A 1423-nucleotide genomic window follows, 5' to 3' on the forward strand; every position below is an offset into this window, starting at 1 on the left:
ACTACAACCTGGACGCCATCGCCCGCACCGAACGGGTGGATGTGAACTACAACGGCGGTACATTGCTCGTGGCCGTAATCGCCATTGTGGCGGCATTCGTGGTGCAGTTGTGGCTGGGCTCGATGATTCTCGGCGCACTGGCAGGCTTCGTGCTGTTCAACCTGTCCGGTGTGGTGAAATGGAAAGAAGCCGATGACCTGTTCACCGAAGGCATGAAAATGCTGGCAATGATCGGCTTCATCATGATCGCTGCCTCCGGTTTTGCCGAAGTGATGCGCGAAACCGGCGAAATCACCACCCTGGTGGAAAGCTCCGTCGGCACCATAGGCGACAACAAGGCCCTGGCGGCATTACTGATGCTGGTGGTAGGCCTACTGATCACCATGGGTATCGGCTCATCCTTCTCCACCATCCCCATCATCGCCGCCCTCTACGTGCCCCTGGCACTGGAACTGGGTTTCAGCCCCCTGGCCATCGTAGCCCTGGTAGGCACCGCCGGCGCCCTGGGCGATGCCGGCTCCCCGGCCTCCGACTCCACCCTCGGCCCCACCGCCGGCCTCAACGTGGACGGCCAGCACAACCACATCTGGGACACGGTGGTGCCGACGTTCCTGCACTACAATCTGCCCCTGTTGGGCTTTGGCTGGGTGGCGGCTATGGTTCTTTAAGGCTGGGAGTTGCCTGCTTTTTTGTAGCCTGCCTGGATTGGGGGCTGCGAGGGGGCAGGGGGAGTTCTTTTTCCCAGAAGAAAGCACCACGACGCCCTCCAGGCCCCAAAAACCAGCAGGCTACAGAAAGAGGGCAAACTCCAAAGCATCAGTCGTCCTTGGAAGAAAAGAACACCACCTGTTTGACGGTATGGTCATCCTCGTTGTCGCGTTTGTTGACGCGAGTCTCCAACTCGGGATTAGCCGGAGCCGGTGGTGCGTCGGAAACCGCATCGGTGAAACCGCAGGCCACGCATTCGCGGACCTGGTCATCGTCGTCAGTGGTAAACATCATGATCTTGTCCATCTCCGCACAGCGTGGGCAGACGGCACCGGCGATGAAGCGTTTTGGGGTTGGCATGGGTTACTCCGCCTGTAGAACTTTAATTGTCGGATTACGCTGCATCGTCCGTAATACCGCTTTGCTTCAACAGCGCATCCACTTCCGGCTCGCGGCCCCGGAATGCCTTGAACAATTCCATGGGCTCCTGGGAGCCGCCCTTTTCGAGGATATTGTGCAAAAACGCCTTGCCGGTTTCCGGGTCGAAGATGCCGTGTTCCTCGAACAGTGAGAAGGCGTCTGCCGCCAGTACTTCCGCCCACTTGTAGCTGTAGTAACCCGCAGCGTAACCCCCTGAGAAGATGTGGGAGAAGCTGTTGGGGAAGCGGTTGAACGCCGGGGCTTGCACCACCGCGATTTCGCTGCGCACCTTGCG

General features: G+C 59.2%; 3 protein-coding genes. 1 reads left to right on the forward strand and 2 read right to left on the reverse strand.

Annotated features, from left to right (window positions below; translation table 11 throughout):
• Window positions 1–668 (forward strand): Na+/H+ antiporter NhaC family protein (locus ACESMB_RS09625; protein WP_372971411.1); only part of this gene is annotated, 668 nt, incomplete at its 5' end.
• 148 nt (window positions 669–816) lie between these two features.
• On the opposite strand, the gene ACESMB_RS09630 is transcribed toward ACESMB_RS09625, so the two are convergent.
• Together ACESMB_RS09630 and ACESMB_RS09635 are read right to left on the reverse strand one after the other, a co-directional pair.
• Window positions 817–1068, reverse strand: a complete 252-nt coding sequence (locus ACESMB_RS09630) for a YheV family putative zinc ribbon protein (RefSeq protein ID WP_372927749.1) — start codon at window positions 1066–1068, stop codon at window positions 817–819.
• Between the two features lie 34 nt (window positions 1069–1102).
• Window positions 1103–1423 (reverse strand): M3 family metallopeptidase (locus tag ACESMB_RS09635; protein WP_411288755.1); only part of this gene is annotated, 321 nt, incomplete at its 5' end.

Origin of the sequence: Marinobacter sp. (assembly GCF_041686475.1) — a bacterium.
Lineage (GTDB): Bacteria > Pseudomonadota > Gammaproteobacteria > Pseudomonadales > Oleiphilaceae > Marinobacter.